Genomic DNA, 25,034 nt, shown 5'->3' on the forward strand with positions numbered 1-25,034 from the left:
ACATCACCCTCCCCGACCACACCCACCCCGACGCCACCCGCTTCACCCTCCACCCCGCCCTCCTCGACGCCGCCCTCCACCCCGCCCTCCTCGGCGGCGGCGACCGGACAGCCCTGCCCTTCGTCTGGAACCAGGTCCGCCTCTACGCCACCGGAGCGACGACGGTCCGCGTCCGGCTCACCCGGCCCACCCCCGAGAGCCTCAGCCTGGAGGCCACGGACGCCATGGGCCGACCGGTCGTCTCGGTGGGCTCGGTGGTCAGCCGCCCGGCGTCGGAGCAGCAACTCGCCCTCGCACGGGCCGACTTCCACGAGAATCTCTTCACCTTCGAGTGGCTGCCCGAACCGAGCCCGGCGGCCCCGGCCGCCCCCCGCACCCGCACCGCGACCGACTGGGACACGTTGGACCCCCGGGCTCCGGTCCCGGACGTCGTCGTCCTCACGACCGAACCGGGCACGACGGCCGAAGCGGTGCACACTCGGGTCAACAGCGTGCTCGGCGTTCTCCAGACCTGGCTCACCGAGGAGCGCTTCAGCGATTCGACCCTGTTGATCGTCACGCACGGCGCGGTGGCCGTGCTGCCCGGCGAGGACGTGACGGACCTGGCCGGCGCCGCCGTTTGGGGGCTGGTGCGGGCGGCCCAGATGGAGCACCCCGGCCGGTTCGTCATGGCAGACCTGGACGGACCCGTCACCGAGGCCCGCCTCGCGACGGTACTCGGCACCGGCGAGCCCCAGGCGGCCCTCCGGGACGACACACCCCACACCCCACGTCTGACCCGCACCCCCCTGACTCCCACCCGCACCAGCCCCGGCACCACCGCCGCCCCCACCACAAACACCACTCCAGCCACTCCCACCACCTCCACTCCCACCGCCTCCACTCCCACCGCCTCCACTCCCACCACCTCCACTCCCACCACCTCCACTCCCACCGCCCCCGCCACCACCCCCTTCTCCACCGGCACCATCCTGCTGACCGGCGCCACCGGCGCCCTCGGCCGTCTCCTCGCCCGGCATCTGATCACCGAGCACGGCGCACGCCACCTGCTCCTGGCCGGCCGGCGAGGCCCCGCCGCCCCCGCCGCGGCGCAGCTGTCCGACGAACTCACCGCCCTCGGCGCCGGCGTCACCCTCGCGGCCTGCGACGCGTCCGACCGCGACGCACTCGCCGGGCTGCTGGCCGGCATTCCCGCCGACCGCCCGCTGACCGCGGTGATCCACCTGGCCGGCGTCCTGGACGACGGCCTCCTCGGCACCCTCACCCCGGAGCGGATGTCCGGCGTCCTGCGCCCCAAGGTGGACGCCGCGCTGAACCTGCACGAGTTGACCGCGGACCTCGACCTCGCCGCCTTCGTGCTCTTCTCCTCCGGCACGGGCGTCGTCGGCGGCGCGGGCCAGGCCAACTACGCCGCGGCCAACGCCTTCCTCGACGCCCTCGCCGCCCACCGGCGGGCGAAGGGCCTGCCGGGACAGTCGCTGGCCTGGGGACTGTGGACGGCGGGTATGGCCGACGGGCTCGGCGACGCCGACCTCCGGCGCATGAGCCGTAACGGCGTCGGCGCGCTCGACGCCGACCGTGGCCTGGCCCTGTTCGACGCCGCCACGGCGACGGACGCGGCGCTGCTGGTGCCGATGGTGCTCGATTCGAAGGTACTGGCCGAGGCGGGCGAGGCACTGCCGCACGTCTTCCGGGCACTCGTACGCCCGCTCACACGTCGAACAGCCACCGCCCCAGCCCGTCCGGCGGGACACGCCGATAACGGAGCCGTGAGCGGAGCCGGGACCGGAACCGCAATCGGAGCCGGACTCGGAGCCGAAAGGCAGGCACTGGAAAGCCGGCTGACGGGTCTCGCCGTCGAGGAGCGCGAGGCCCTGCTGCTGGACCTGGTCCGCGGGTACGCCGCCGGCGTGCTGGGCCACGCCTCGGGCGACACCATCGAACCGGACCGGGCCTTCAGCGAGCTGGGCTTCGACTCGCTCACCGCGGTGGAGTTCCGCAACGCCCTCGGCCGGGCCGCCGGCGTCCGGCTGCCCGCCACCCTGGTCTTCGACCACCCGACCCCTGCCGTGCTGGCGCGGCATCTGCTCGACGAGCTCTCGGAACGTGACGAGCGGCGACAGCCCGGCGCGGCGCGGACCGGCGCCGCCGATCCGGCGGATCGGGACGATCCGATCGCGATCGTCGCCATGGCCTGCCGTTACCCGGGCGGGGTGGCCACACCGGAGGACCTGTGGCGGCTGGTGGCGGAGCAGGCCGACGCCGTCTCCGGTTTCCCCGTCGACCGCGGCTGGGACGAGAACGTCTACGACCCGGAGGTCGGCAAGCCCGGCAGGACGTACACCCGGTCCGGCGGTTTCCTGCACGACGCCGCCGAGTTCGACGCCGGCTTCTTCGGCATTTCGCCGCGTGAGGCGCTCGGCATGGACCCGCAGCAGCGGCTCCTGCTGGAGACCTCCTGGGAGGCCCTGGAGCGGGCCGGGATCGACCCGGCGACGCTGAAGGGCAGTTCGACCGGCGTGTATGCCGGCGTGATGTACCACGACTACGGTGGCGACAACGCGGGCAGCGTCGTCTCCGGCCGCGTCGCCTACACCCTGGGCCTTCAGGGCCCGGCGATGACCGTGGACACGGCCTGCTCCTCCTCCCTGGTGTCCCTGCACCTCGCGGCGCAGGCACTGCGCTCGGGCGAGTGCTCCCTGGCGCTCGCCGGCGGTGTGACCGTCATGGCCACCCCGCAGACGCTGATCTACTTCAGCGAACAGCGGGGCCTCGCCCCCGACGGGCGCTGCAAGTCCTTCGCCGGGGCCGCGGACGGCACCGGATGGGCGGAAGGGGCGGGCGTGCTGCTGCTGGAGCGCCTCTCCGACGCCCGGCGCCACGGTCACCCCGTCCTCGCGGTGATCCGCGGCTCGGCGGTCAACTCCGACGGCGCGTCCAACGGGTTCACCGCCCCCAACGGGCCGGCCCAGCAGCGCGTGATCCGGCAGGCCCTCGCCAACGCGGGCCTGTCCGCCGCCGAGGTGGACGCCGTGGAGGCGCACGGTACGGGCACGCGGCTCGGCGACCCGATCGAGGCACAGGCACTGCTCGCGACGTACGGCCGGGAGAGGCCGGAGGACCGGCCGCTGTGGCTCGGCTCGATCAAGTCCAACATCGGGCACACGCAGGCGGCCGCCGGTGCGGCGGGCATCATCAAAATGGTGATGGCCATGCGGCACGGCACGCTGCCGCCGACCCTGCACATCGACGAGCCGAGCCCGCACGTCGACTGGACCGAGGGCAACATCGCCCTGCTCACCGAGGCGCGCCCGTGGCCGGCCGGGACCGGCCCCCGACGCGCCGCGGTCTCCTCCTTCGGGCTGAGCGGCACCAACGCCCACGTCATCATCGAGGCCGCCCCGGCGGCCGACGCCCCGGCTGTCGAACCGGCCGGTGAAGCGCCGCAGCAGACGGCGCCCCTGCCGGTGCTCCCTTGGATACTGTCCGCCCGCACCCCCGCCGCGCTCGCCGCCCAGGCCCGCAAACTCCTCCGGTTCACCACCGATCACACCCAGCACACCGAAGACGCCGAGGAGGCCGAGCCCACCGGACCCGGCAGCCGCGCCGACCACAGCGCGCCGCCCACCCCCCTGAACCTGGCCTACTCGCTGGCCACTTCGCGTGTCGCCCTCCCGCACCGGGCCGCGATCACCGGCACCGGACCGGAAGACCTGCGCCGCGGACTGACCGCCCTCGCCGAGGGCGCGTCCGACCCGGGCGTCATCCTCGGTGCGGCCCGCCGCGCCGGCCGCACCGCCTTCCTCTTCCCGGGACAGGGGGCGCAACGGATCGGCATGGGACGGGAGTTGTACGAGGCGTTCCCGGTGTTCGCGGAGGCCTTCGACGCCGTGGTCGGGGAGCTGGACGCCCATCTGGGGCAGCCGCTGCGGGACGTGATGTGGGGAGAGGACCAGGAGGCGCTGAACCGGACGGGGTTCGCGCAGCCCGCGCTGTTCGCCCACGGAGTGGCGTTGTTCCGGCTGGTGGAGTCGTGGGGGGTGCGGCCTGACCTCCTGGCCGGTCATTCGGTCGGCGAGCTCGCCGCCGCCCACGTCGCCGGCGTGCTGTCCCTGCCCGACGCCGCCGAACTCGTCGCGGCCCGCGCCCGGTCGATGCAGGCGCTGCCCGCCGGCGGCGCCATGGTGGCGGTGCAGGCGACCGAGGACGAGATACGGCCCTGGCTCACCGACCGGGTCGGCATCGCCGCGGTCAACGGGCCGCGGGCGGTGGTGATCTCCGGGCCGGAGGACGACGTCGTCGAACTGGCGGCGCGCTTCGAGGCCGAGGGGCGCCTGACGTCCTGGCTGCGGGTGTCGCACGCCTTCCACTCACCGCTCATGGAACCGATGCTGGCCGGCTTCCGGGAGACGGCGGCCAGGCTGTCGTACGAGCGACCGCGCACACCCGTCGTGTCCACGGTGACCGGCGGGATCGCCGAGGAGCTGACCGACCCCGAGTACTGGGTGCGGCAGGTGCGCGAGCCGGTGCGGTTCGCCGACGCGGTGCGGTGCCTGGAGGAGCAAGGAGCCGTCCGATTCCTGGAGTTGGGGCCCGACCGGGCGGCCGTGGCGCTCGCCGGCCAGTCGGTCGCCGACGAGCGGGCGGTGCTGGTCGCGGCGGCCCGCCGTGACCACCCCGAGCCCGCGACGCTGGTCGCCGCCCTGGCCCGGCTGCACACGTCCGGCGCGGCGGTGGACTGGCGGGCGTTCTTCGCCGGCTCGGGCGCCCGCCGCACGGACCTGCCGACGTACGCCTTCCAGCGGGAGCGGTACTGGGTCGAGTCGGAGCGGACGGCGTCCGACGCCTCCTCCGTCGGCCAGCTCGCGCTGGACCACCCCCTGCTCGCGGCGGCGGTCCCCGAGCCCGACTCGGGCGCCGTCACCTTCACCGCCCGGCTGTCGCTGTCCGGGCAGACCTGGATCGCCGACCACCAGGTGCTGGGCAGCGTCCTGCTGCCGGGCACGGGCTTCGTGGAACTGGCGGTCCGCGCCGGCGACCACGTCGGCTGCGACACGCTGGACGAGCTCACGCTCCAGGCGCCGCTGACGCTCACCGAGGACGGCGGCGTCTGCCTGCAGACCGTCCTCGGGGCACCGGACGAACACGGCCGACGACGCGTGCGCGTCCACTCCCGCGCCGAGGGCGAGCCCGGCGCCCCGTGGACCTGCCACGCGGACGGAACGCTGTCCACGGGCGCCCCGGCCCGCGCGGACGGCCTCGCGCACTGGCCCCCGGCGGACGCCGCCGAACTCGACACGGGCGGCGTCTACGACGTGATGCGCGAGCACGGCTTCGGCTACGGGCCGGTCTTCCAGGGGCTCACGTCGGCCTGGCGACGCGGCGAGGAGCTGTTCGCCGAGGTGACCCTGCCCGAGCGGGCGCACACCGACGCGGCACGGTACGGGATCCACCCCGCTCTCCTCGACGCCGCCCTGCACGCCCTGGGGCTCGGCGGCCCCGTCACGGACGCCAACGAGGCGGCGCAAACCCTCGTGCCGTTCTCCTGGAACGGCGTCACCCTGCACGCGGCCGGCGCGACCTCGCTGCGCGTACGGCTCTCTCCCGCCGAGGGACGGAAGGACGCCGTACGCCTGGACCTCGCCGACTCCGGCGGCGCCCCGGTCGCCTCGGTGGCCGCGCTGGTGCTGCGCCCGGTGACCACGGAACAACTCGGGGGAGCGGCAAGCGGCTACGGCGACTCCCTGCTGGGCGTCGAATGGCGCCCGGCAGCGGAAACCGGGCGGACCGCGACGGTGGCGCCGAGCTGGGCAGTGATCGGCGACGCGGCACAACTCCCCCCGGGCATCACGCGGTTCACCGATCTGGACGCCCTGGCCGAGTCCGGTGGGACCGTGCCCGAGGCGGTGGTCCTCCTGGTGCCCGCCGCCGACGGGGAGCACGTTCCCGACGGGGTCCGCGCGGCGGTCCGGTCCGTACTCGAGCCGGTGCGGGCGTGGGCGGCCGACGAGCGGTTCGCCGCGTCGCGGCTGGTCGTGGCGACGCGGGGCGCGGTGGCCACGGCCGACGGCGACCCGGTCGACGTGCGGCAGGCCCCGGTGTGGGGACTGGTGCGCGCGGCTCGGGCGGAGAACCCGGGCCGGTTCGCGCTCGTGGACCTGGAGGGCCCGGAGGACCCGCGAGGCCGGGAGGAGCGCGCGGCCGGCGCCCGGCCGGGCCCCTGGTCCGGCCTCGCGGCGGCACTCGCGTCCGGTGAGCCCGAGGCGGCCGTCCGGGACGGGCGGGTGCTCGTGCCCCGGCTGGCGCGGGTGCCGGTCGCGGACGACCGGGCCCCCGGGTGGGACCCCGACGGCACAGTGCTGATCACCGGCGGCACCGGAGGGCTCGGCGCGCTGCTGGCCCGGCATCTGGTGGCCGAGCACGGGGTCCGGCAACTGCTGCTCACCAGCCGTCGTGGCCCGCAGGCGCCCGGCGCCGCCGAGCTGACGGCCGAGCTGGCGCGGCTCGGCGCCCGGGCGGTCGTGGCCGCCTGCGACGTGGCGGACCGGGACGCCCTGGCACGGCTGCTGGCGGACATCCCCGCGGAGCATCCGCTGCGCGCGGTGGTGCACGCGGCCGGCGTGGCCGACAACGGGCTGGTCGGCGCGCTCACCCCCGAACGCTTCGACGGGGTGCTCGCGCCGAAGGCGGACGCGGCCTGGCATCTGCACGAGCTGACCCGGGACCTGGACCTGTCGGCGTTCGTGCTGCTGTCCTCCGCCGGCGGTCTGGTCATGGCCGCCGGACAGGGCAGTTACGCGGCGGCCAACGTGTTCCTCGACGGGCTGGCCCAGCGCCGCCGGGCCGAAGGGCTCCCGGCGACCGCGCTGGCGTACGGGCTGTGGGACGTGGACACGGGCCTCAGCCAGTGGTTGACCGAGGCCGACCGGCAGCGCATGCGCCGCTCGGGCACACCGGCGATGCCCCTGGCGGAGGCGCTGTGGCTCTTCGACGCGGCCCCGGCGACCGGGCGGGCCGCACTGGCGCCCCTGCGGGTGGACACGGCCGCCCTGCGCACCAGGACCGACGAGGTCCCGGCCCTGCTGCGCGGACTGGCTCCCACGGCCCGCCGACGGGCCGCGGCGGCCGGGCCCGTGCCGGACGGCGGCGCACTGCGCGAGCGGCTCACCGGGCTCGGCGACGACGAGGCCGCCCGGCTGGTCCTGGACACCGTGCTCGGCTGCGCCGCCCAGGTGCTCGGGCACGCCGACGCGTCCGCCGTCGACCCCGAGAGCGGCTTCCTGGAAGCCGGCTTCGACTCGCTGACCGCGGTGGAGCTGCGCAACCTGCTCAACACCGCGACCGGGCTGAACCTCTCGGCCATGGCGATCCTCGACAGCAAGAACCCGGCCGAACTCGCCCAGCACCTGCACGCCCGTCTCACCGCCCCGGCCGGCACCGCGGATCCCGTGGGACGGACTCCCGGCCGACCCGGCGCCTCACCGGTCGCCGGACGGCGCGAGGAGACCCTGTACGACCTGTTCCTCGGCGCGATCCTGAGAGGCAACGCACGGCAGGGCATGGCGATGCTCCAGGCCGTCGCCGCCCTGCGGCCCACCTTCGGGAGCACCGCCGATCTGCCCGCCCTGCCGGCTCCGGTGGCCTTCCCGGCCCGCCCGCAGCCCGCGGACGGGCCCGAGCGGCCCCGGCTGATCTGCCTGAGCACGCCGACCGTGGCCGGCGGAGTGCACCAGCACGCCCGCCTCGCGGCCCGCCTCTCCCTGCCCGTCGTCGCGCTGCCCACCCCGGGCTTCGGCCGGGACGAGAGCCTGCCCGCCACCTGGGACGCGGCCGTGCGCGTACTGACCGACAGCGTGCTGGCGGCGGCCGGCGGACAGCCGTTCGTCCTGTACGGCTTCTCATCCGGAGGCCTGCTCGCCCACGCGACCGTCGCCCGCCTCGAACGGGAGCACGACGTTCGGCCGGTGGCGCTCATCATGGCCGACACCTATCGGGTGGGCCACGGCATCAACGAGGCGATCTTCGACCGGATGGCGTACGCGGTCGAGGAACGAGCGGCCGTCCTCGGTGAGTTCAGCAGTGCGGAACTCACCGCCATGGGCCGCTACGCCGAACTCCTGCCGCAGTTCCGGCAGGAGAGCATCGACACCCCGCTGCTGTTCGTCCAGGCGGGCGACCCCTTCGCGACGGACGCGGAAACCACGTCGGGAAGGGAACCCACGACGGGACCGGAACCCGCCACGACCCCGGAACCCGCCACGACCCGGGAACCCTTGTCGGACCGAGAATCCGCCGCGGACGCGGAGTCCACGGCACCGCCCGCGCCCCGGGCGACGGACTGGCAGGCGACCTGGGACGCCGCCGACGCCGTGCGCACGGTGCCCGGCACCCACTTCACCATCGCCGAACAGGACGCCCCGACCACCGCGCAGGCCATCGACGAGTGGCTGGCGCGACTGTCGCGCGCCGCGACCGGGTGGCGGGACGCATGAGGCGGACACAGCCACCGAGCAAGAGAGAGGGAGGGATTCCGGTGACCCCGAACAGAGCGGCCGCCGACGCCGAGCGCGGCGCGGCCCAGCGGATCCATAAATTCATGCTGGCCGAGGCCCGGTTCGCCCCCGACCGGCCGGCGATCCTCGACGACGCCACGGACGGCGCCCCGGTCCTGCTGACCTACCGTCGGCTCGAACAGCGGACGCAGGACTACGCCCTCGCCCTGGACAAGCTCGGCCTCGACATCGGCGACCGGGTCGTCCTGGAGACGGACAACTCGGCGTCGGCCGTGGCCATGCTGCTGGCCTGCTCCTCACTGGGGCTGACCTTCATCCCGGTCGGCCCCGAGGTGCCGGCGCCGCGCCTGGCGTCGATCATCGAGGCCGCGGAGCCCGCACTGCACCTCCAGACCCGCGAAGGACGCCGCGACGGCATCCCGGAGCAGGTGGGCACCGCACGGTTCGGCCCGGACGGGGTGATCGTGGAGCGCCCGCCGCTGCCCCGCACCCGGCGCCGGCGCGAGGCGGTCGGCACCGACGCGGCGTACATCATCTTCACCTCCGGCACCACGGGCCGTCCCAAGGGCGTGGTGATGAGTCACCGCGGCGTCCTCTCCTTCTACCGGGGCATGCTCCAGCACGGCATCGTCGGCCCCGAGGACCGGGTGGCCACGACCTCGCCGCTGCAGTTCGACTTCTCGCTGCTGGACATCGGCCTCGCCCTCGGCAGCGGCGCCACCCTGCTCCCCGTGCCGCGCGAACTGCTCAACTGGCCGCGCCGACTGCTGCGGTTCCTCCGGGAAACCGGCGCCACCCAGGTCAACGGGGTGCCGTCCATCTGGCGTTCGGCGCTGCGGCACGAGAGCGAGGGGATCGGCGCGCTCGCCGACCAGGTGCGCGGGGTGCTGTTCTCCGGCGAGGCGTTCCCGCTTCCGGAGCTGCGCCGGCTGCAGTCGCTGCTGCCCCGGGCACGCGTCGTCAACTGCTTCGGGCCGACCGAGACCATGGCGTTCTCCCTGACCGACGTGCCGAACCCGCTCCCGCCCGACCAGGACCGGCTCTCCATCGGATACGCCTACCCCGGCGCCGAGATGCTGCTGATCGACGAGGACGGCAGTCCGGTCGACGCGGCCGGCGTGACGGGGGAGATCCATCTGCGCGGGCCGTCGCTGTTCACCGGCTACTGGGACGACCCGGAGGCGACCCGGCGGGCCCTGGTGCCCGACCCGCTCGACCCGCGCTCCGGGCAGGTGGTGTACCGCTCGCGGGACCTCGCGCAGTACGGCGAGAACGGCGAGCTGTACTTCGTCGGCCGGGCCGACCTCCAGGTCAAGATCCGCGGGAACCGGGTCGAACTCGGCGAGATCGAACGCCGCCTGCTGGAGTACCCCGGCGTCGCCGCCGCGGCCGCAGTGGCGCTGCCGAAGGAGGGGGACAGCCCCGAACTGGGCGCCTTCGTCGTGCCGGAACCCGGCGCGGACGCCCTCGACGGCAAGGCGCTCGGCGCGTTCTGCAAGCAGACGCTGCCCGCGTACATGGTCCCCCGGCAAGTGGAGTCGATCGGCGCCCTCCCGGTCACCGCCAACGGCAAGACCGACCGCCGGGCACTGACGGAGTGGGCGAGGGCCCGAACCCCGTAGGACCACGGTCACCGGCGAACGGCGAACGACTGGACGACCGGCGACCGGTGACAGACGACCAGCGACCGGCGACAGACGGCGACCGCCGACCCCGGGCGGCCGTCGGCCGCCGATCCCCGGCCCACGCCGACCGCCGGGCGCGCCCCAAGCTCCCCCCGCACCCCCGCTCCGGACCCCGCGTAAGGGTCCGGCTGGGGTTGCCTGGGGGGTACCGGGTACGGCGCCGTCACTACCGTCGGTCTCGCAATCAGCATGCTCCGGTCGACAGCAGACGGAGTCCTCGACGCACTCCACCGAGAGGAATGTCCGCATGTCCCTGCTGGCAGCCAATCTCCTCGAGACTCCGCGATTCCGTGCCCACGGGCCACGCCAGTGCGACGAGATCGCGGACCGCTACGGTCTGCCGGCCGAGGTCCGGGAAGCCGTGCGGCTGGTGTCGAAGGTCCTGCCCTTCCGCGTCAACGACTACGTCCTGCAGCACCTCGTCGACTGGGACCGCGTCCCCGACGACCCGATGTTCCGGCTCGTCTTCCCGCAGACGGGCATGCTCCCCGCCGAGGACGAGCGCCACCTCGCCGAACTGTCCGCGACCCCGGACACCAAGGCCGAACTCGCCGCGCTGGTCCAGCGGATCAGGGCCCGCCTCAATCCGCACCCCTCCGGGCAGAAGGAACTGAACGTCCCCACCCGGGACGGCGCCCAACTGCCCGGGATGCAGCACAAGTACCGCGAGACCGTGCTCTACTTCCCCGGCCAGGGCCAGACCTGCCACGCCTACTGCACCTACTGCTTCCGCTGGGCGCAGTTCGTCGGCGACGCCGAACTGCGCTTCGCCGCGCCCGACCCGCGGCTGCTCGTCGAGTACCTCGGCGAACGGCCCGAGGTCACCGACGTCCTGGTCACCGGCGGCGACCCGATGGTGATGTCGACCGAGCGGCTGCGCGGGCACCTGGAACCGCTGCTCGCCGTGGACACCGTGCGGACGATCCGGATCGGCACCAAGTCGCTGGCCTACTGGCCCCAGCGGTTCGTCACCGACCAGGACGCCGACGACGTGCTGCGGCTGTTCGAGCAGGTGGTCGCGTCCGGCCGCAACCTCGCCGTGATGGCGCACTTCAGTCACCCGCGGGAACTCGGCACGGACGTCGTCCGCCGGGCCCTGGCCCGGATCCGCGCCACCGGCGCCCTCGTCTACGGCCAGGCGCCGCTGATCGCCAGGATCAACGACGACGCCGAGACGTGGAGCGAGATGTGGCGGGCCGAACTCGCCGCCGGAGTGGTCCCGTACTACATGTTCGTCGAGCGGGACACCGGCCCCTACGACTACTTCAAGGTGCCCCTCGCCCGGGCCGCCCGGATCTTCCAGGACGCCTACCGCACCCTGCCCGGCCTCGCCCGCACCGTGCGCGGACCGGTCATGTCGGCCACCCCGGGCAAGGTCGTCGTCGACGGCGTCGAGGAGACCCCGCACGGACGCTACTTCCAGCTGCGGATGCTCCAGGCCCGTGACCCGGAGCTGGTCGGCCGCCCCTTCCGGGCGCACTACAGCGACAGCGCGGCCTGGCTCGACGAGCTGAAGTTCGACGAGAACGCCCCGGACGACCTCACCGCGGCGCACACCGGACTGGTCTGACCGAGCACCCCCCCGAGGCCGGCTCCGATCCGGCCGTCGATCACGCTGAGAGGAGCCGGCCATGGCCGACGCCAAGGTCTCCCCCAATCTGGCGCTCAACCACATCGTGGACCAGCGCAGGGCGGAGGGCGAGTCCATCGTGCACCTCGGCTTCGGCGAGGCCCGGCTGCCCCCCTTCCGGCCGCTGACCGAGCGGCTCGCCCAGGGTGCGGGGCGCAACGCCTACGGCCCCGTCGCCGGCGGGCTCCCCGTGCGCGCGGCCGTCGCGGGCTACTTCGGCCGCCGCGGCCTGCCGACCGACCCCGACCAGGTGGTGGTCGCGCCGGGCAGCAAGCCGCTGCTGATGGCCCTGCAGCTCACCGCCCCCGGCGACCTGCTGCTGCCCCGGCCGGCCTGGAACACATACGCCCCGCAGGCGCGGCTGGCGGGCAAGCGGGCCTTCGGCGTGCCGATCCCCGACGAATGCGGCGGAGTGCCCGAGCCCGGTGCGCTGCGCGAGACCGTCGCCGCCGCCCGCACCCTCGGGCACGACCCGCGCATCGTGGTGCTCACCCTGCCCGACAACCCCACCGGGACCCTCGCCCCGCCCGACCTGGTGCGCGCGGTGTGCGCGGTCGCGGAGGAGGAGGACCTGCTCGTCGTCTCCGACGAGATCTACCGCGACATCGTCCACGACCCCGCGCTGCCCGTGCTCAGCCCGGCCGAGGTGGCGCCCCGGCGGACGGTGGTGACGACAGGGCTGAGCAAGAGCCTCGCGCTGGGCGGCTGGCGCATCGGCGCGGCCCGCTTCCCCGAGGGCCCCTGGGGGACCCGGCTGCGGGAGGGCGTGGTCTCGGTGGCCAGCGAGGTCTGGTCCACCCTGGCGGGACCCATGCAGGCCGTCGCGGAGTACGCGTTCGCCGAGCCGCCCGAGGTGCGCGAGCGGCTCGCCGCGAGCGCCCGGCTGCACGGGGCGGTGGCCCGCGCGGTGCACGGCATCATGCTCTCGGCCGGGGCCCGGTGCCGCCCGCCGACGGGCGGGTTCTACGTCTACCCGGACTTTGAACCCGTGCGGCCCGTGCTCGCCGAGCACGGCGTGTGCGACTCGGCGTCGCTGTTCCAGTACCTGTTCGACACCTACGGCATCGCCGTCCTGGCCGGGCACCACCTGGGCGACTCCCCGCAGGCCCTGCGCTTCAAGGCCGCCACGAGCATGCTCTACGGCGACACGCAGGAGGAGCAGCAGCAGGCCCTGGACTCGGCCGACCCGGTGCGGCTGCCCCACGTCCGGAGCGTGCTCCAGCGGCTCGAGAAGAGTTTCACCGCATTGTGTTCGTAAACCGTCCGGCCATTGCATCGATCAGGTATCACGGATTTCCGCGGGGCGTGGCGGGGCCAGTCGTGGAGAGGGCGTTCGGAATGCCCGGAGAGCGGTGGCGCCGATTCGCCGCTCATTCGCTTCTCCGGGCCCTGCGCCCGAATTCCTTTCAGGCGGGCAGCTCCCTCATCCGGTCCAGGGTGTGGCGCAGCCTCCCCGGGCTCGCGAAGTTCTCCAGGCTCAGCGCGTCGTCCCTGAATCGCACGTCAAAGGCCCTCTCCAGGGCGGCGAGCAGCTCCACGACACCCATGGAGTCCAGGCCGAGGTCGCGCAGGGGGGCGTCCTCGGCAAGGGGTTCGTCGGCGGGCAGAAAAGGCAGGAAACGGCGCAGGAGAGCCTCGAACATCTCGTTCCGGCCGGAAGTGCCGCCGATGTTTTCGGTGATGATTTCTTCAGACATGCGGAAATGATGAAGCCGGTGTCCGGACATTGTCAACGGCGGGTATTTCCGGCCGAACGAACGGAAGGGAAACGGGATGGACGGGCCGGCGGACGTCGCGCTGCACGCTCGCTTTCTGCGCGGACTGGCCGCCTCGCCCCACGGCGTGGCGGTCCGCGTGGGTGAGGAGACGGTGACCTACGAACAGGCGCACACGACGGCGCTGTCGTGGGCGGGCGCGCTGCTCGCCGCGCCCGGCGGACCCCCCGCCGCGGTGGGTGTGCTCGCCGGGCGCGGGGTGCGGGCGTACGTCGGCATCCTGGCGTGCGTCTACGCCGGCGTGCCGGTGGCGCCGCTGCTGACCGACTTCCCGGCGGAGCGGACCGGGCGGATGCTGGAGGCCGCCGACGTGTCCGCGCTGATCGTGGACGAGGAGGGCGCCGCGCTCCTGCCCGGCCTGGCCCAACTGCCCGTCGGGCAGCGGGACCTGGCCGTACTCGCCCCGGAACCGCCGGCCGGGACGGCCGTACTCGACGCGATGCGCGAATCACGGACGGCCGTGTCCGCCGCGGAACCGGTGACCGGCCTGCCGGCCGGCTTCCACCGGCTGGAGCCGAAGCCGCACGAGGCCCTGGCCGGGCCGAGGCCCGTGCCGGCCGACCGGGTCGCCTATGTGCTGTTCACCTCGGGATCCACCGGCCGCCCCAAGGGCGTGCGGCTCACCCACGGCAACCTCGCCCACTACTTCGGCCTCATGGACGCCTGGTACGACTTCACCGCCGCGGACGTCTTCTCCCAGGCCGCCAACCTCAACTGGGACTCGGCCGTCTCCGACCTGTGGTGCGCCTGGGCCGTCGGGGCGCCGCTGGTGTCGGTCCCGCCGCACGCCTACCGCGACCTGCCCGCCTTCGTCGCGCGGCACGGGATCACCGTCTGGTTCTCCGCGCCGAGCGTCATCGCGCTCGCCCGCCGCACCGGTGGACTGGCCCCCGCCGCGATGCCGTCGCTGCGGTGGACCTTCTTCGGCGGGGAGGCCCTGCAGTGCCGCGACGCGGACGACTGGCAGCGCGCCGCGCCCGGCTCCGCCGTCATCAACGTCTACGGGCCGACCGAGACGACCATCACCACCCACCGGCACCGCTGGTCGCCCGAGTCGTCGCCCGCGCTCGGCGTGAACGGAGTGGTGCCCCTCGGCCGCCTCCACGACGGCCACGAGGAACTGCTCCTGGACGAGGACGGCGAGCCCGCCGGGACCGAGGGCGAGCTGTGGCTGTCCGGACCGCAGGTGTGCGCGGGCTATCTCGACCCCGCCGACGGCGAGGGCAGGTACCTGCGCCGGGACTCCCGGCTCTGGTACCGCACCGGAGACCGGGTGCGCCGCACCGGGGGCGGCGAACTGGTCTACCTCGGCCGGGTCGACGCCCAGGTGCAGGTGCAGGGCCACCGGGTGGAACTCGCCGAGGTCGAACACGCCCTGCGCGGCTGCCCCACCGTGCAGGACGCGGTCGTCGTCGGGGTGCCGGTGGACCACAGCACCGAACTCTTCGTGTTCTACCTGGGACAGCACACCTCCCCGCGGGAACTGGCCGGCGGACTCGCCCGGACGCTGCCGCAGCAGATGATCCCGAGGCACTACCACCGCCTCGAGGAGTGGCCGCTGAACACCAACAAGAAGACCGACCGGCTGCGGCTCACCGCACTGGCCGCCGAACTGCTCGGACGGCACGGCCCCTCGGCGGGCGCGCCACGACGGCAGCAGCCCCGGTAGGGGGCCGTAGGGGCTGTCCCGGGCCACCGGCGCCGCTACTTTCCGGCCAGGACGATCTTCGCCGATCGTGTCGCCCTGCCGGCGCCGACCGAGGGGCCTCGCCCGCGCCGCACCGGGCGACGGCAGTCGAACAACCACCGACCGAAGGGATCGATGCAGTGCATCACCTTCTCCGCAGACACACCCGCCGCGTCCGCCGGCTGGTGCTGTCGTCCCTGCTGGTGCTGACCGCCGCCGTCCTGCCCGGCGTGCAGCCGGCCGGCGCCACCGGCACCGCGCCGAGCTGGCCGATGGCCGGACACGACGTGGCCAACACCCGCTCCAATCCACTGGAGTACAAGGTCAACACGACCAACGCGAGCAAGCTCGCGGTCAAGTGGACCTACACCACGCACGGGGACGTGTCCGCCACCGCCGCCGTCGTGGGCGGCGCCGCCTACTTCCCCGACTGGGGCGGTCACCTGCACAAGGTCGACGCGCGCACCGGCAGGAGAATCTGGTCCCGTCCGGTGTCCGACTACACCGGCGACGCCGGCTCGGTCTCCCGCTCCAGCCCGGCCGTCGTCGGCGACACCGTCTACATCGGCGACTACTCCCAGGCCGTCCTGATGGCCGTCAGCGCCACCACCGGCAACCTGCGCTGGAAGACCCGCCTGGACAGCCACCCCTTCGCCGTGCTCACCCAGTCGCCGGTCGTCCACAACGGCGTGATCTACCAGGGCGTCTCCTCGCGGGAGTCCGAACTCGCCGCGGCCGACCCCGCCTACCCCTGCTGCACCTTCCGCGGCAGCGCCAACGCCGTCGACGCGAGGACCGGGCGCGTGCTGTGGACCCGCCACACCGTGCCGGACAACGGCGGCCGGGCGGGCGGCTACAGCGGCGCGGCCGTCTGGGGCACCCCGGCGATCGACGCCGCACGGCGCACCGTCTACTTCACCACCGGCAACAACTACCAGGTCCCGCAGAGCGTCGGCGACTGCCAGAACGCCGGCGGCAGCCCGGCCGAGTGCATGGACCCCGACAACCACGTCGACTCGGTGCTCGCCCTCGACATGGGCACCGGCAGCGTCAAGTGGGCCAGCGGACGGGCGCGGTTCGACGCCTGGAACGTCGGCTGCCTGCCCGGCTTCCCGCCCAACAACTGCCCGGCCCACGTCGGACCCGACTACGACTTCGGCGACGGCGCACACCTGTTCACCGTCAAGGACGCCGACGGTTCGAGCCGCCCGGTCGTCGGAGCCGGCCAGAAGAGCGGCGAGTACTGGCTGCTCGACGCCCTCACCGGCGAGGTGGTGTGGAGCGCGGCGACCGGCCCCGGCGGCAAGGTCGGCGGCATCCTCTGGGGCACCGCCACCGACGGCAAGCGCGTCTACCTCGCCCAGGGCAACTTCGGCCGCGAGCCCTACCGGCTGCCCGACGGGACCACCACCACCGGCAGTTCCTTCGCCGCGCTCGACGCCCGCACCGGAAGGATCGCCTGGCAGATCGCCGACCCGTCACCCGGCTACGCCTGGGCCCCGGTCACCGTCGCGGGCGGCGTGCTCTACGCCGCCTCCACCAGCGGCCGGATGTACGGCATCGACGCCGCGACCGGCCGCATCCTGTTCGACTTCCTCGGCCCGTACTCCTCCATCGCCGGCCCGGCGGTGGTCGACGGCACCGTCTACTGGGGCAATGGCTACGTGAAGTTCGCCTACGCCGGCACCACCGGCTCCACCACGACCGGAACGTTCTACGCCTTCTCCGTGAACGGCGAGTAGGCGCACCGCACCATGCGCGGGGCCGGCGTCACCCGACGCCGGCCCCTTTCGCGCCGTCCCGGCGCGGTCAGCGGGCCGCCGGCATGCTCCTGCGGGCCGGCTGCAGGGCCGCCCTCGGGGTGAACGGCACCACCTCGAAGGCGCGCGTGGTGCAGCCCACGCGCGTGAACATGGCGTCCTGCCCGGCCACGTACAGCCGGCCCACGCCCGCCTCCCGCAGCGAGGCGACCACGTCGGGCCAGCGCACCGGCCGGACGAAGCCGTCGAGCAGCATCGTCCGCACCCCGGCGCCGGTGGTCAGCACCGTGCCGTCCTGGTCGGCGACGACCGGCAGCACCGGATCGGCGAACGACAGCCCGGCGAAGATCTCCCGCTCCACCCGGTCACGGAGCCCGCCGAAGACGTGCGAGTGCATCGGCGGCTTCATCGTGTACAGGGACAGGCCGCCCACCGAGCGCACCCGCTGCTGGAACGGCTCCAGCGACTTCTCCGACAGCGTCACCATGAAGAAGTCGTCGTCCACGTGGCAGGACACGTCGTGCCATTCGCCGCGGTCCGTGAGCTCGGCCAGCATCTCGTCCAGCCGCTCCCGCGGCACGCGCACGAACGAGTGCGTGACCAGGTCCGGATGCTCCCGCGCGAAGTACTCGTCCATGCAGTCCGCCAGACGGGCCGTCGTCCGCACCGCGTCCGGGAAGCTCAGCACGCCCGCGTGGACGGCCGCCGCCCGGCCGCCGAAGCTCGGCCCGACCACGTACTGCGGCTCGATCCCGTGCCGTTCCCCGGCCCACCGGGCCAGGGCCAGGCAGTTCACCACGAAGGCGATCTGCGCGTACGGCGAGTAGTCGCCCTCGGCCTGCTCGTAACGGTCGGCCAGCGAGTGGCCGAGCACCTCGTCGGCCTCGGCCACCAGCTTGCGGGCGTGGGGGTTGACCAGCATGAACCGGGCCACGTCCGCGAAGGAGGACGGCCCCATGCCGGGGAAGACGATGGCGGCGCCGGGCCGGGGTCGGGTATCCATGGGTACGACTCCTCGCTCTGTGCGGGGGTGACGGGAACGGGTCCGGCTCAGGCCAGATCGCTGAGGGTCAGCGGCAGGTCGTTGCGGCTGTTGACGCCGAGCTTGCGGAACACCCGGGTGAGGTGCTGCTCCACCGTGCTGACGGTGATGTAGAGCCGCCGGCTTATCTCCTGGTTGGTGTGGCCGAGCGCGGCCAGTTCGGCGACCCGGCGCTGGGCGTCGCTGAGCATGGGCAGCCGCGACGGCTCGGCGTGGGGACGCACCGGCCCCGCGGCGGGCGGCGCGGGGTCCGCCGTGCGCCCCGCGGCCCGCGGCCGGGAGGGCGCCGGCCCCGCGGCGCACGCCTTGCTCTCCTGCGCCGCCCGGCGGGACAGCAGCCGCGCCCGGTCGAACTCGTCCAGCTGCTGGTACACCTGGCTCAACTCCTCCAGCGTCACGGAGAGTTCGAGCCGGTCACCGGCGCCCTCCAGGCACTCCACGGCCTGCCGCAGCAGGGCCGGCCGCTGCCCGAGTTCGCTGCTCGCGGCGAGCACCCGCAGCGAGATGCCCCGGGCCCGGTCGTCCATCGTCCGGGCCTGTTCCAGCTGCCGGTTGACCAGGTCCCGGGCCACCCGGGTGCGGCCCAGACGCAGGTTCGCCTCCGCCAGGCTGCTGCGCCACGGGATCAGCGACGCCACGTCCAGGCCCCAGCCCTGCATCGACCGCCCGCAGCGCTGGAAGTCGCTGATCGCCGCCAGCGGCCGGTCGGTCGCCAGGTAGTAGTGGCCGCGGGCGTGCAGATAGCGCAGCCCGTGCACGGTGTCGTACATCTCCTCGGGCACCCGCTGCTGCACCGCCTCCGCCGCCGCGTCGTACTGCCCCAGTGCGGTCCGCGCCGAGATCAGCGTGGCCAGCGGGCAGCCGATCAGAACGCCCCAGCTCTGCCCGGACAGCAGCGCCAGCGCCTCCTCGGCCTGAGCGGAGGCGACCATCGCCTTGCCCCGGCGCAGCGTGACCCGGGCGCGCAGACCGCCCAGCAGCATCTGCCAGGTGACCGCCCCGCGCAGCTGTGCCTCCTCCATCAGCTGGTCGCACCAGGCTGCGGCCTCCTGGAGCTTGTTGCCCGACAGCAGGGCCAGCACCGCGGACGCGACGACCTCCAGGGTCGAGTCCTCCAGCCGGCAGCTCTGCAGGATCTGCTCGGCGCAGTCGGTGGCCGTACGGCTCTCCTTGTGGTTCCAGGCCGCGGCCAGCTGGTTCGCCGCGTAGCTCCACGGCTCGCTGCCCGCCGCCGACGCCGACTTCACCGCCCGGAACCGGCCCCGGTCGGAGCCGTAGTGCCACTGGTGGGCCAGCCGTATCTCGGCGTACAGCTGGGCGTCGTCCAGGGCCGCGGAGTCCGACAGCGCCCGCAGGGCCGCGGTCACGCCCTCGGTGTCGCCGCTCCACAGCGCGCCCCGCACCAGCGTGACGGCGTCGCGCCCCTCCAGCGAGCCGGACTGGAGCGCCGCCTGCAACGGAGGCAGGTGCGCCGCCGCCACGGACGGGTTGATCCGCCAGGCCGTCCTCGCCAGCGCCGCCGTGACGGCCAGGGTCTCCGCCCCGTCGCCGGACGCGCGCAGCGCCGTCTCCAGGCACTGCACGGCGAGCGTGACGTCGTCCTCCACCAGGGCCTGTTCGGCGGCGGTGCGCAGCACCGGCAGCGTCCACTCCTCGGCGGCCCGGCCGGCGGCGATCACCTGGCGCGCCACCTCCAGCGCCGTCGCGCCGCGCTGGTGGAGCAGCTCGGCGGCGCGGCTGTGCGCCTCGGAGCGTCCGCCCGGGGACAGCGTGCCCAGCACCGCGGTCTGCGCCATGGGATGCCGGAAGCGCCCGCCGAGCAGCAGCCCGGCCCGGCCCAGGGTGTGCATCACGCGCTCGGCGTCCTCGCCGCGCAATTCCATCAGCCGGCCGATCAGCTCCGGATCGGCCCGGTCGCCGAGCACGGCGATCGCCTGCGCGACCTCCAGCACCATCGGCTCCCAGCGGTGCAGACAGGCCGCCACCGCCCGGGCGAACGCGAAGCCGACCGCCGGCGACTCCTCGTCGCCCGCCCCGTCCCGGCCGTCGCGCTCTTCGTCCTCGGCGTTGCGGTGGTCCTCCAGCAGGGCGGTGAGCAGCAGCGGGTTGCCGCCGGTCAGGTCGTGGAAGGCGGTGGCGAGCCCGCTGCCGACCCGCCTGTCCAGCGCCTGCCGGACCATCCGGGAGGTCGCCTCACCGGACAGCGGCCCCAGCCGGATCAGATGGTGCGGGCGTCCGGTCAGCTCCGCGCGCAGCGGCGACAGTGCCGGCTGCGGCCAGTCCCACTCGGACAGCACCATCACGATCCGCGCGGAGCGCATCCTGCGCAGCAGATAGAGCAGCAGCTGAAGGGAGACGTCGTCCGCGAACTGGACGTCGTCGACCACGACGACCAGCGGACGGGTCCGGGACAGCTCCAGCATCGCCCGGCAGGCCTCGTGGACCAGCAGGGCGCTGGGCCGCAGGACCGTGTGGAGGGGCGGCTCGCCGTCGTCCTGCTCGACGAGCATGGCCGAGGTGATCATGGCCCGTACGCGGTCGATGCTCCCGGCGGGCAGCCCCTGGCTCTGGAACAGCTGGTCGATCAGGCCGGCCTGCAGCCCGCGTTCCGTCCGTGATCCGGTGGCGCCCAGCAGCAGCGCGCCCGTGTCCGTCGCGCACTGCGCGAACTCGTGCAGCAGTGTGGTCTTTCCGCAGGTCAGTCCGCCCTGCACCACGGCCAGCCGGCCGCAGGCGCCCTCGGAACTCTCGACCAGGATTCTCTTCAGCAATTCGAGTGCGCGGGACGAATCAAATTCCGACACCAAATCCCCCGTGACGTGGATGTGGAGAATCACTCAGCTATGACGGTGTGTTACGGGAAATGCCCTCTCACGGAACGGCGTGCGGGTGAGAGCGGGGGGTGGCGAAGAGAGCGCTACGCGGCAGGGGTCAGGTACAGGTGGTGCGCGCATCCCAGGTATTGCGCCGCAAGTTGCTCTTGCTCACGGGGTACCTCCTGGTGGCGAGCGTGGCACCGTACCACTGTATTCAGCAGGCGCAATGGCGTCTATGCGGGTAGAAGGCATTGGCTGAAACTCTGCTGGCAGCGTACCCCCAATCTCCTTATTACTCGGCAGTTGTGATGGGGTGACGGAATTTGTTCACCTTGGGACACACTCGTGGTTCGATGGGCGCTGACGCGATTCAATAGAAATTCCTGGGGAAGGGAATTCGAGATTCCCTCAAATCTCGGCACAGTTCTGGTCGAGCGCCGGGCGCGGCGACCGGATGATGGACGTCTCGACGCAGGTGGGAACGTGCCCACTAGGCTGCGCAGGCAGTCCGTGACCGTGCCGAGGAGGAGACGTACGTGAGTGAGCAGCCCATCCGCTGGGGGATCCTGGCGACCGGCGGGATGGCCGCCGCCTTCACCGACGACCTGCTGCGGCTGCCGGACGCGCGGGTCACCGCCGTCGGATCCCGGTCACTCGCCACCGCCCGCCCCTTCGCCGAGCGGTTCGGCATCCCCCGGGCCCACGGCAGCTGGCGCGAGCTGGCCGCCGACCCCGAGGTCGACGTCGTCTACGTCGCCACCCCGCACGCCCACCATGTCGCCGCGGCGAGTGCCTGCCTGGAGGCGGGCAAGCCGGTGCTGTGCGAGAAGCCGTTCGCGCTCAGCGGCCGCCAGGCCCGCATCCTCACCGAACTGGCCGCCGAACAGGGCCTGTTCGTGATGGAGGCCATGTGGACCTGCCTCAACCCCCTCATCCTGCGCATCGCGGAACTGGTCGCGGACGGCGCGATCGGCGAGGTGCGGTCCGTGTACGCCTCCTTCGGAGGACGGATGAACGCGCCCGCGGAGCACCGGCTGTGGGACCCCGCGGCCGGCGGCGGGGCACTGCTGGACCTCGGCACCTACCCGGTCTCCCTCGCCCATCTGCTCCTCGGCGCGCCCGACTCCGTCACCGCCCACGCGAGCCTGTCCCCGCAGGGCGTCGACGCGCAGACCGGCGTCCTGCTCGGCTACGCCGACGGGGCGATGGCCGTGCTGTCCTGCTCCATGGTCGCCCACGACGAGCGCCGGGCGGCCGTCTACGGCACCGAGGGCCGCATCGAGATCCCGGCCGAGTTCTTCAACCCTCGCTCCTTCGTACTGCACCGCGACGGCCACGACCCGCAGACCGTCGCCGCCGCACCGCAGGAAGGCAACGGCTACGAGCACCAGGCACGTGAGGTGATGCGCTGCCTGCGCGAAGGGCTGACGGAATCACCGCTGTGGCCCCACGCGCGCACCCTCGCGGTGATGGACACCCTGGACGCGGTGCGGGAGCGGATCGGGGTGCGCTACCCGGGGGAGTGACCGCGCGCGCCGGGCCGGGACACCCGTACGTGCCCCGGTGCGCGCCCCGCGCGCCGGAGGCGGAGCCCGTGAACGAGCCCGCCCCCGGGCCCATTGCGGTGGGCTCCGGGGGCGGGCTCGTGGTGCGGCGCCGAGCGGGGAGGAGCAGCGCCGCACCGGGTCCGGTTCACTCGGCCGCGGGCAGCACTCCCGTGCGGGCCACGCGGGAGTACCAGTGGGCGCTGGCCTTGGGGATGCGGGTGCCGGTCGGGTAGTCCACGTAGACCGCGCCGAACCGCTTGCTGTAGCCGTGCGCCCACTCGAAGTTGTCGAGCAGCGACCACAGGAAGTAGCCGCGCACGTCGACGCCGTCCTCGATGGCCCGGTGCACGGCCGCGATGTGGCCGCGCAGATAGGCGATCCGCTCCGGGTCGTTGACGTTGCCCTCCGGGTCGGCGTAGTCGTGGAACGCGGCGCCGTTCTCGGTGATGACCAGCGGCAGCCGGGGGAAGTCCGCCGACAGCCGGCGCAGCAGCTCGTGCATGCCGCTCGGGTCGATGGCCCAGCCCATGGCGGTGGTCTCGCCGGGCGGCTGGTGGAAGGCGACCTCGTCGGCGCCCGGCCACGGGCTGTGGGCGCTGCGGCCGTGCCCGTCGGAGGTGTGCGTGCCGCTGCCGTCGGCCTTGGAGACCAGCGTGGGGGAGTAGTAGTTGACGCCGAGGAAGTCCAGCGGCTGCCGGATCTCGGTCAGGTCGCCGTCGCGGACGAAGGACCAGTCGGTCAGCCCCGCGGTGTCCTTGAACAGGTCCTCCGGGTAGGCGCCGCGCAGCATCGGGCCGGTGAAGACCCGGTTGGCCAGCGCGTCGATCCGCCGTACGGCGTCGATGTCGTCCTCGGTCTCGGCGAGCGGCCGGACGTGGTGGATGTTGAGGGTGACCGAGCACCGGCCGTCGGCGGGGAGCCGGTCCCGCAGCGCCTGGACGGCGAGCCCGTGACCCAGGTTGAGGTGGTGGGCGGCGCGCAGCGCGGCGACCGGGTCGGTGCGGCCGGGGGCGTGCACACCGGAGCCGTAGCCCAGGAAGGCGCTGCACCAGGGCTCGTTGAGGGTGGTCCAGGTCCGCACCCGGTCGCCGAGGGCGTCGGCGGCGATGGCCGCGTACTCCGCGAACCGCTCGGCGGTCGCGCGCTCCGGCCAGCCCCCGGCGTCCTCCAGCTCCTGCGGCAGGTCCCAGTGGTAGAGGGTGGCGACGGGCTGGATGCCCTTCTCCAGCAGTTCGTCGGCCAGCCGCCGGTAGAAGTCGAGCCCCCGCTGCACGGCGGGCCCGCGGCCGGTGGGCTGGATCCGCGGCCAGGCGAGGGAGAACCGGTAGGCGCCCACGCCGAGTTCGGCCATCAGGGCGACGTCCTCGCGCCAGCGGTGGTAGTGGTCGGTGGCGATGTCGCCGGTGTCGCCGTTGCGGACCCGGCCCGGGGTGCGGGCGTAGGTGTCCCAGATGGACGGCGTGCGGCCGTCCTCGGCTGCGGCCCCCTCGATCTGGTAGGAGGCGGTGGCGGTGCCCCAGAGGAAGCCCTTCGGGAAGGTGCGGGAGGCGTCCGGGGCGGACGCGGTCTGCTGCTGTGCTGCGGTGACCACGTATGTCCTTTCGACAAGAGGCGGGAGGCTGGTGGGGGAGGAGCGGGGCGGGCCGGTCAGCCCTTCACGGCGCCCTGCATGATGCCGCCGACGATCTGGCGGCCGAAGACGATGAACATCGCCAGCAGCGGCAGCGTGCCGAGGAGCGCGCCCGCCATGATCAGGGACTGGTCGCGGATGTAGCCGGCGCTCAGCTGCGTCAGGGCCACGGGAACGGTCGGGTTGGTCATGTCGAGCACCACGAACGGCCAGAAGAAGTCGTTCCACGCGTGCACGAACGTGATCATGAACAGCACGGCCATCGCGGGCCGCGCCACGGGCAGCACGATGCTCCAGAAGATCCGCAGCGAGTGCGCCCCGTCCACGCGGGCCGCCTCGACCAGTTCGTCGGGCAGCGCCTCCGACAGGTACTGCCGCATGAAGAACACGCCGACCGCGCTCACCAGCGTGGGGAAGATGACGGCGGGAAGCTCCTGCGACCAGCCCAGCTCGGACATCATCATGAACAGCGGTACGACGCCGAGCTGCGGCGGCACCATCATGGTGCCGATCACCAGCATCAGCAGGACGTTGCGGCCCTTGAACCGCAGCTTGGCGAAGGCGAACCCGGCGAGCGTGGCGAACAGCACCGTGGACAGGGCGATGAAGCCGGCCACGATCAGGCTGTTGACCATGGCCTTGCCCATCGCGGCCTCGTCCCAGGCACGGGCGAGGTTGCTGAACAGGTTCGGGCCCGGCAGGAACGGTGGCGGCGTCTGGCTGACGCGGGTGTTGTCGGTCGAGGCCGCCACCATCGTCCAGTACAGCGGGAAGATCGACAGGAGCGCGGTGATGCCGAGCAGGATGTAGGCGAGCGGGCCCGCGTGGTGCTGCCGCCCGGCGCCCTGGCGCAGGATCCGGCGGCGCCGGCCGTGCGCGGCGGCGTGCTGGGCGGGGGTCCGGACCGGGACGTCCGTCCGGACCGGGAGGCTTTCGGAAGTCACTGGGG

General features: G+C 73.6%; 12 protein-coding genes. 7 read left to right on the plus strand and 5 right to left on the minus strand.

Going from position 1 to position 25,034, the window contains the following annotated elements; genetic code table 11:
- From ABZY13_RS22085 to ABZY13_RS22100, 4 genes are all read left to right on the plus strand, one after another.
- A partial coding sequence (locus ABZY13_RS22085; RefSeq protein ID WP_356633299.1) for an SDR family NAD(P)-dependent oxidoreductase occupies nt 1–8,492 on the plus strand: 8,492 nt, incomplete at its 5' end.
- Between the two features lie 41 nt (nt 8,493–8,533).
- The gene (locus tag ABZY13_RS22090) at nt 8,534–10,135 is read left to right on the plus strand and encodes an amino acid adenylation domain-containing protein (protein ID WP_356633301.1); all 1,602 of its coding nucleotides are present in this window, start codon (nt 8,534–8,536) and stop codon (nt 10,133–10,135) included.
- Between the two features lie 310 nt (nt 10,136–10,445).
- A complete protein-coding gene (locus ABZY13_RS22095) occupies nt 10,446–11,768 on the plus strand; it encodes a lysine 2,3-aminomutase (protein WP_356633303.1) in 1,323 nt (440 codons plus the stop codon).
- A 61-nt stretch (nt 11,769–11,829) separates the two neighbouring features.
- Nucleotides 11,830–13,086 (plus strand): pyridoxal phosphate-dependent aminotransferase, encoded by a 1,257-nt coding sequence (locus ABZY13_RS22100; protein ID WP_356633305.1) that lies wholly within the window; start codon nt 11,830–11,832, stop codon nt 13,084–13,086.
- 148 nt (nt 13,087–13,234) lie between these two features.
- Here ABZY13_RS22100 and ABZY13_RS22105 read toward each other — a convergent pair whose 3' ends face one another.
- Nucleotides 13,235–13,525 carry an acyl carrier protein gene (locus ABZY13_RS22105; RefSeq protein WP_356633307.1) on the minus strand — a complete coding sequence of 97 codons (291 nt, stop codon included), beginning with the start codon at nt 13,523–13,525 and terminating at the stop codon, nt 13,235–13,237.
- Nucleotides 13,526–13,601: 76 nt separating this feature from the next.
- Here ABZY13_RS22105 and ABZY13_RS22110 point away from each other — a divergent pair, with 76 nt between their 5' ends.
- Both ABZY13_RS22110 and ABZY13_RS22115 read left to right on the plus strand, forming a co-directional pair.
- The gene (locus ABZY13_RS22110) at nt 13,602–15,272 is read left to right on the plus strand and encodes an AMP-binding protein (RefSeq protein ID WP_356633309.1); all 1,671 of its coding nucleotides are present in this window, start codon (nt 13,602–13,604) and stop codon (nt 15,270–15,272) included.
- 158 nt (nt 15,273–15,430) lie between these two features.
- Nucleotides 15,431–17,032: a PQQ-binding-like beta-propeller repeat protein gene (locus ABZY13_RS22115; protein WP_356633311.1), complete on the plus strand. Its 1,602-nt coding sequence runs from the start codon at nt 15,431–15,433 to the stop codon at nt 17,030–17,032.
- A gap of 67 nt (nt 17,033–17,099) precedes the next feature.
- Here ABZY13_RS22115 and ABZY13_RS22120 read toward each other — a convergent pair whose 3' ends face one another.
- Both ABZY13_RS22120 and ABZY13_RS22125 read right to left on the minus strand, forming a co-directional pair.
- Nucleotides 17,100–18,053: an ACP S-malonyltransferase gene (locus ABZY13_RS22120; protein WP_356633313.1), complete on the minus strand. Its 954-nt coding sequence runs from the start codon at nt 18,051–18,053 to the stop codon at nt 17,100–17,102.
- Between the two features lie 47 nt (nt 18,054–18,100).
- On the minus strand, nt 18,101–20,863 hold the full coding sequence (locus ABZY13_RS22125) for an AAA family ATPase (protein ID WP_356633315.1): 2,763 nt from the start codon (nt 20,861–20,863) through the stop codon (nt 18,101–18,103).
- Between the two features lie 581 nt (nt 20,864–21,444).
- Here ABZY13_RS22125 and ABZY13_RS22130 point away from each other — a divergent pair.
- Nucleotides 21,445–22,434 carry a Gfo/Idh/MocA family oxidoreductase gene (locus tag ABZY13_RS22130; RefSeq protein ID WP_356633317.1) on the plus strand — a complete coding sequence of 330 codons (990 nt, stop codon included), beginning with the start codon at nt 21,445–21,447 and terminating at the stop codon, nt 22,432–22,434.
- Between the two features lie 166 nt (nt 22,435–22,600).
- Here the strand turns inward: ABZY13_RS22130 and ABZY13_RS22135 are convergent, their stop codons facing one another.
- Nucleotides 22,601–24,046: a GH1 family beta-glucosidase gene (locus tag ABZY13_RS22135; RefSeq protein ID WP_356633319.1), complete on the minus strand. Its 1,446-nt coding sequence runs from the start codon at nt 24,044–24,046 to the stop codon at nt 22,601–22,603.
- 56 nt (nt 24,047–24,102) lie between these two features.
- Nucleotides 24,103–25,029, minus strand: a complete 927-nt coding sequence (locus ABZY13_RS22140; RefSeq protein WP_356633321.1) for a carbohydrate ABC transporter permease — start codon at nt 25,027–25,029, stop codon at nt 24,103–24,105.
- Between the last annotated feature and the right edge of the window lie 5 nt (nt 25,030–25,034).

It is taken from the genome of Streptomyces sp. NPDC006610 (assembly GCF_040611575.1).
Taxonomy (GTDB): Bacteria; Actinomycetota; Actinomycetes; order Streptomycetales; family Streptomycetaceae; genus Streptomyces.

Coding starts and splice junctions, on each gene's coding strand:
- ABZY13_RS22100 (WP_356633305.1), top strand. CDS start 11,830: ATGGCCGACGCCAAGGTCTCCCCCAATCTGGCGCTCAACCACATCGTG.
- ABZY13_RS22120 (WP_356633313.1), bottom strand. CDS start 18,053: ATGGATACCCGACCCCGGCCCGGCGCCGCCATCGTCTTCCCCGGCATG.
- ABZY13_RS22095 (WP_356633303.1), top strand. CDS start 10,446: ATGTCCCTGCTGGCAGCCAATCTCCTCGAGACTCCGCGATTCCGTGCC.
- ABZY13_RS22110 (WP_356633309.1), top strand. CDS start 13,602: ATGGACGGGCCGGCGGACGTCGCGCTGCACGCTCGCTTTCTGCGCGGA.
- ABZY13_RS22105 (WP_356633307.1), bottom strand. CDS start 13,525: ATGTCTGAAGAAATCATCACCGAAAACATCGGCGGCACTTCCGGCCGG.